At 45.7% G+C, this 6,155-nt stretch carries 8 protein-coding genes; 2 read left to right on the forward strand and 6 right to left on the reverse strand.

Going from position 1 to position 6,155, the window contains the following annotated elements:
* Positions 1–145: 145 nt before the first annotated feature.
* Positions 146–433 (forward strand): hypothetical protein, encoded by a 288-nt coding sequence (locus CAG68_RS22465; protein WP_005375002.1) that lies wholly within the window; start codon positions 146–148, stop codon positions 431–433.
* Here the strand turns inward: CAG68_RS22465 and CAG68_RS20940 are convergent.
* The 4 genes from CAG68_RS20940 to CAG68_RS20955 all read right to left on the reverse strand — a co-directional run bounded on the left by CAG68_RS20940 (position 430) and on the right by CAG68_RS20955 (position 1,976).
* Complete coding sequence (locus CAG68_RS20940; RefSeq protein WP_017634431.1) at positions 430–648, reverse strand: DUF6500 family protein; 219 nt, start codon at positions 646–648, stop codon at positions 430–432. The two genes, CAG68_RS22465 and CAG68_RS20940, sit on opposite strands and share 4 nt — an antisense overlap.
* 10 nt (positions 649–658) lie before the next feature.
* Complete coding sequence (locus CAG68_RS20945) at positions 659–1,036, reverse strand: PH domain-containing protein (protein WP_005386881.1); 378 nt, start codon at positions 1,034–1,036, stop codon at positions 659–661.
* Between the two features lie 112 nt (positions 1,037–1,148).
* Complete coding sequence (locus CAG68_RS20950) at positions 1,149–1,364, reverse strand: TIGR02450 family Trp-rich protein (RefSeq protein WP_136976825.1); 216 nt, start codon at positions 1,362–1,364, stop codon at positions 1,149–1,151.
* Between the two features lie 138 nt (positions 1,365–1,502).
* Positions 1,503–1,976: an HPP family protein gene (locus CAG68_RS20955; RefSeq protein WP_005386883.1), complete on the reverse strand. Its 474-nt coding sequence runs from the start codon at positions 1,974–1,976 to the stop codon at positions 1,503–1,505.
* A gap of 98 nt (positions 1,977–2,074) precedes the next feature.
* Here CAG68_RS20955 and CAG68_RS20960 point away from each other — a divergent pair, with 98 nt between their 5' ends.
* Positions 2,075–2,620, forward strand: a complete 546-nt coding sequence (locus CAG68_RS20960; protein WP_161441614.1) for a TetR/AcrR family transcriptional regulator — start codon at positions 2,075–2,077, stop codon at positions 2,618–2,620.
* Between the two features lie 84 nt (positions 2,621–2,704).
* Here CAG68_RS20960 and CAG68_RS20965 read toward each other — a convergent pair whose 3' ends face one another.
* On the reverse strand, positions 2,705–5,143 hold the full coding sequence (locus CAG68_RS20965; protein ID WP_161441615.1) for a formate C-acetyltransferase/glycerol dehydratase family glycyl radical enzyme: 2,439 nt from the start codon (positions 5,141–5,143) through the stop codon (positions 2,705–2,707).
* Between the two features lie 2 nt (positions 5,144–5,145).
* Positions 5,146–6,087 (reverse strand): glycyl-radical enzyme activating protein, encoded by a 942-nt coding sequence (locus tag CAG68_RS20970; protein WP_114320775.1) that lies wholly within the window; start codon positions 6,085–6,087, stop codon positions 5,146–5,148.
* Between the last annotated feature and the right edge of the window lie 68 nt (positions 6,088–6,155).

Raw genomic sequence — 6,155 nt, forward strand, 5'->3', positions numbered from 1 at the left:
TTCGTCAAGAAGTCATCAATTACTCCGGCGATACCGCCACCAGCGAAGTAAAAATTCAAGAATTATAATCTTAAAAGGTCACCACTCTGATGGTGACCTCTCTAACCAAAGCCTCTGTTACTGTGACTTTTTAGTTGAGTTCTATATGCACATAACATCATCCGAAAAAAGAAAAAGCGACTTACTAAAGAAAGCCTTTTTATGGCTCATTGTCTTCGATTACCTTTTATTGGCGTTTTTCTTAACTCAGCTATCAAGTATGACACTAAACAGCGGAACCATGATCAGCTTGTTACTTGTTGTTTATAACGTCTTACTTGTTTCGCTATGTTTTCAACGAACCAACAAGCAGGACTCTTACATTATCTACCCTGTTTTGTCCGCAACGTTATTAGCATTTGTCTGCTTTCTTTACTTCTTTTTTTTAATTTAGCTCCCCGACTCGACCATTGATTTTATTTTTACTGCTTTTTCGAAGTGGTCGAGCTGATGAGTCTGAATCCACCACGTAGCCGCTTCCATCAACAGCTCTGGGTCGTCATTTTTATTAGCGAAAAACGCATAAAATGAGAGACCAACCAATTCACCTTTACTCGCGATCTTTTTGTCACAGACCTCTATAATTTTGTCTCTCAGCGAAGCTCTCATTTCTAATCCCTTAACCTAGTACATACTCACTAACCATACGGTTGAAAGAAATCAAATCAAACGAGCCTTTAATTTCAAAACGCACTCTTCCCACCTCACTCATGAAGAACTCGATTTCACAATCCAAATCAAAAGTACCAGAGGTCTCGATAGAAAATGCATTGATCTTACTGTAAGGCAAAGAAGTGTAATCCACTTTTGAGCCGGTAATCCCTTGCACATTTGCCGCTATCACTCGCTTGTTCGTAAACACCACTTGGTCACGAACTGTTTTAAAAGCAGCGAAAATAGTCTCACCATCAATCAAGAACTTAAGGAAGTCTTCTCTGGCATTAGAAACGTCAATCGGCTTAAGCTTAAATACAGAGGAATTGTCGAAATCAATCATAATTAATCCTTTGAGTGGGCGTTAGAACGAATTATCAACGTATCAGATAGCACCACTTTTGCCTACTCGCAACGCACGTTTCTGCTTGATTCGCCCAACAACAAAGCGTCACTCACTTCCACCCTTGCATCCATTGCTCAGAGTCTTTTAGGTCTTGCCAGTTCATCTCTCGGTCGCGTTTACTAATGACTGCCTCGATGACACATCTCACAACGTTACCATCTTCATCTAGTTCCATTTCTGTCACGACAAAATGCTTCTCTTTGTTTTTAGGTGAAATTGCCGTCCATTTACTGTGCAATAGTTTCTTAGGGTGGATTCTGTTCATCGCATTGTACCAATTTAACTACCATGTTGATGTATACGACTGAATACCAAGAGAGAATCAGATTTTGTTTTTGCAAACCGACAAAAGATAAAACCGCAAAAGAGATCACTCCCTTTCGCGGCTCTAACTACAATCCGACTAGGTCTTCTGACCATTCAGTCGAGGGTTTAAGTACTGACTTTGTAGCAACTGTAACCCTTTACCGACCAGAACAATCACTACCGCGCCAATCAGGACAGGCGTGAAGAGAAAACTCCATCCCTGCCCAGACGCCATGATCAAAATTGGATTTGCACCCGCAGGTGGATGAGTGGTCTTCGTAATCAGCATCGCAGACACACCTAGCCCCGTCGCAATCGCTAGCGTGACCGGCGTGACGTCAACATACTGGCTAAACGCAATACCGATAGAGGCCGTGATAAAGTGCCCAATGATCACGTTTTTGGGTTGAGCAAGAGGGCTGCCTGGCACCCCAAACACCAGTACTGCGGTAGCACCAAATGGTGCCATCAGGAGTACAACCTCCGTCAGTGATACCTCAGCGTAGGACAATACGCCAATAGCCAACGTAGCGCCAAGCCCGGCAACCAACGATAAAATTAAATTATTCATAAACACCTCAAAGTAGACCGAATTGTCTACAAAATAAAATAGACAAATCTGTCTACCTTTGTCAATATGTGTTTATGGAACTTTTTGAGGACGTAGTTATGAACAAAAAGAAACAGTTATTGATCGACACAGCTTTGTCACTGTTTTACAAACAAGGCATCAACTCTATTGGCATCAATGAAGTCCTCAATGTTTCCGGCGTGGCTAAACGCACGCTATATAACCATTTTGAGAGCAAAGAAGCGCTTATCATCGCCGCATTAGAACAACGCCACCAAATATTTATGGAATGGTTGGAGGAAAAGCTTTCTTTAGCACAAACGTGCGCGGAGGTGATCGATCAGTTATTTACTGCACTCAACGGCTGGTTTCATGGCTCTGAAGAAAAGTTGGGCGAGTTTCGCGGTTGCTTTTTCATCAATACGTCCGCGGAGTTCAGTGACGACAGTGGCGAGATCGCAACGTATTGCCGCTACCATAAGCAGCAAGTCAGAGAGCTAATTCAACGCTATCTCAAATCAGACAACGCTGCATTACTTGATGCCATTTGCATCATGAAAGAGGGCGCGATCACTACCGCTTACATGACGAAAGAGTACGACAACGTCACGAAGAAATGCGTGACCATTTTGCACACGCTTTAATGCGTTCAGGTATAGTCATTTGCGAATTAAGTATTCAAACCAAAGGCACCAATCGGTGCCTTTCGTTTTAGTTAGTGAGTGTACTTACAGCTCGTGCTCGGTACGAGCAATGATATCGTCTTGAGCATCTGGTGATAGCGCGGTGAAAAACGCTGAGTAGCCTGCAACTCGCACGACAAGATCACGATATTGCTCTGGGTTCTTCTTCGCAGCTAGCAAGGTCTCACGAGAGACGATGTTGTACTGCACGTGCCAACCTTTGTGGTGGTTGAAGAAGGTACGAATCAACATAGAAAGCTTGAGCTTATCCCCTTCAGACTCAACCGCTGCCGGGCTTAACTTCTGGTTAAGCAGCACGCCACCAAGGATCTTATTCGCTTGGATCTTACCGACCGAGTTGTATACCGCTGTTGGACCTAAACGGTCTGAGCCAGAGGATGGGCTTGCACCTTCTGCCAATGGCGTTTTCGCTTTACGACCGTCTGGCGTTGCCATAGTTGAAGCGCCAAATGGGACGTTTGCCGAGATACTTGATGTACCTGCGTAGTAACCTCCGCCAATTGGACCACGCCCATGACGCGTATTAACGAACTGCTCTAGCTCATCAATGTACACTTGGTACGCGTCTGAGAGCAGTTGGTCTACCGCGTCATCATCGTTACCGTATTTTGGTGCAAAGTTGATAAGACGTTGGCGAAGCTGTTCGTTCTCCATGCCGTCGAAATCTTCTGCTAATGCTTTTGCTAGCTGTTGTTGTGAGATAAGGGGCTGAGTGATTTGCGCATCATCGAAAACAAGGTGCTTGATGGCTGCTAGGCTATTACCTAAGTTTGCGATACCGACTTGTAAGCCAGATACCCAATCGTATTTCGCACCACCCTCTTTCACGGTTTTACCGCGAGCCAAACAGTCATCCACCAGCGTTGAACAGAAGATGTCTTGTGCCTGCTGTTCAAGCACACTGTCCACTACCGTATCAATCTCAATCGATTTACGGGTGTAGTAGCGGATTTGCTCTGCCCAAGAAGCCGTCACTTGCTCAAAGTTCTCAAAGTTACCTTTAGTTAATGACTTATCGTGAGGCAAGAAAGCTTTACCCGTTGTTGCATCCACACCTTCGTTCAATGAAGCGAGCAGGATACGAGCGAAGTTAATGAAGCTCATGCCCGTACAACGGTAACCCCATTTGCCGGGAACCGCCGTCTCGATACAGCCGATAGATGCGTAGTTGTACGCGTCTTCTTTCTCTACGCCAAGCTTGATGAATTCAGGAATAACAATCTCATCGTTGTTGAACGCTGGCATACCGAAGCCGCATTTAATCACTTCGATACAACCCATTAAGAACTCTTGGTTCAAACCTTCGTGGTAACGCACACTCAAGTTAGGTTGCGTCGAACGCAACTGACCACAAGATTCGAGAATCGCCCAAGAAAGAGGATTTACTGCGTCTTCTGGCTCCCCCTTTTCATTCAACTTCTGACCGCCGATACACACGTTTTGATACAACGGAGAACCTGCGGAGGCTTTTGAGTGCGCGCCAGAGCGAATCTTGTTTACTTCAAGCAACTTCAACCAGCAGCTTTGTAGCAACTCTAGTGCAAAGTCTTTTTCAATCGCGCCGTTTTCGATATCGCGAACATAAAACTCGTTGAGGAATTGGTCCATACGACCGAAAGAAACCGAGTGACCGTTCGATTCGATTTGTAGCATCAATTGAACAAAGTAGCTCAATTGCAGTGCTTGCCAGAAGTTTTCTGGCGCGTGGCTCGCGACATGACGACAGTTTGCTGCAATGCTTTCTAACTCAGCTTTGCGCAGCGGGCGCGTCTCTTCTGACGCCATTTTTGCCGCCAATTCAGCGTAGCTCACCATGTGTTCTTGAATCGCAAGCAATACGATTTCAACTGATTTATAGAACTGCTCTTTCTTCAAGCCTTCAAAGGTCGAAACATCATTTTTAGCACGGTGCTGACGAACATCCTCTAGCAAGCCGTTCATGCCTAGCTTCAAGATTTTCTCGTTATCCACCGCAAGGTGCGCGTCACCCGAAGTCATGTTGCCTTCAGCTTTAATGATGGTGCTGGCTAAGATTTCTTGCTGCTCATCAGTGAATAAGCCATAACAACGGTCTTGAACGGTTTTACCGCGCCAGTACGGTGTGATGCTGTGAATGCTTTGCTTATCTTCTTCAGTGACAGCAAAGCCTGCACCAGGGCGGTCAGCTAGCTCATCAATTTCTGCTTCAATCCAACGTACAGTGTATTCTGGGAAAATAGGCGCAGCGCGCACTTTGCTCGCTTGGTTACCGACGATTAACTCATCGTGCTTAATCCAAATCGTACGAGTGCGTAAGTGCTCTTGCAGTGCTAGCGCACGTTGGACAATTACAGGTTTGTCTTCGTTCGCTTGATAAGCACGAGTGTATGCCTCTGCACGCTCGGTACAGACAGGTGGCGTTACGATATTTACCAGTGCCGATTTGTGCGCTTTGATACGCTCAGGAAGGTAATTCAGGTCCATAGTTAACCTCTTACAATCACGTTAAGTTGGGTGTTTTCGCTTGCGTATTGCATGGCGCTTTCTAGCAGTTCTGGTTTGTTTAATGGCTTATCAGAACACTCGTAAGGCATATCGAGCAAACGGTATTTATTGATGCCGAGCGTGTGGTACGGCAGCAAGTGAAGTTCTTGGCAGCTTTCTAGTGAAGCCGCAAAATCGATGATGTCTTTCAACTCTTCGATGGTGTCATTGAACCCCGGCACAACGGGAACGCGAATCACAATGCGTTTCGCGATAGGTGCCAGTTTTCGGAAATTGTCTTTGATGCGTTTTAGTGAACCTTTCGCCCAGCTAAGAAACTTTTCTTCGTCGGTGTGTTTTAAATCCGCCAACCAGCAATCAATATGCGGCGCGGCTTTTTCGACGTTCTTCCACGGCACATGCATGCACGATTCAATAGCGGTAGAGACTTGGTTGTCATGCAGACGCTGTGCGAGTTCTGCCACCAAATCCGCTTGCATGAGTGGCTCACCACCGGAGAAGGTCACACCACCTTGGCTTTGGTCATAGAAAGGTTTGTCTTTCATTAAGGTGTCGAACAACATGTCTGATTTCGCCTCTTCACCGCAGACAGTCAGTGCTTGCGTAGGACAGACGTCTCGCAGCGCGATCAGTTGGTCTTCTTTGATGGCTTTGCGATTGATGATGATCTGGTTGTCGATTCGTTGAATACCATCACCCACCGTTTCGCTACCCGCTGTGGGTTGAGTTGTGGCTTGATAAGCAGAAACGCACAGCTGGCAACCTTCCATACAGCTTCGCTGATCAAATAAGAGTGAATGCTTTTCGCTGCGGCTTTCTGGGTTTTGACACCAAGGGCAAGACAAGCTGCATCCTTTAAGAAAAAGAATGGAACGAATGCCATCGCCATCATGGGTAGAGAATCGTTGAATATTGAAATACATCTCTGCTTGCCTCTTGGTCTGTGCTACCACTGTGTACTTAATCCGTTTCTTGCTGGTTAAGTCTTATC

The organism is Vibrio sp. V42_P2S4T144 (assembly GCF_009904715.1).
Taxonomy (GTDB): Bacteria; Pseudomonadota; Gammaproteobacteria; order Enterobacterales; family Vibrionaceae; genus Vibrio; species Vibrio alginolyticus.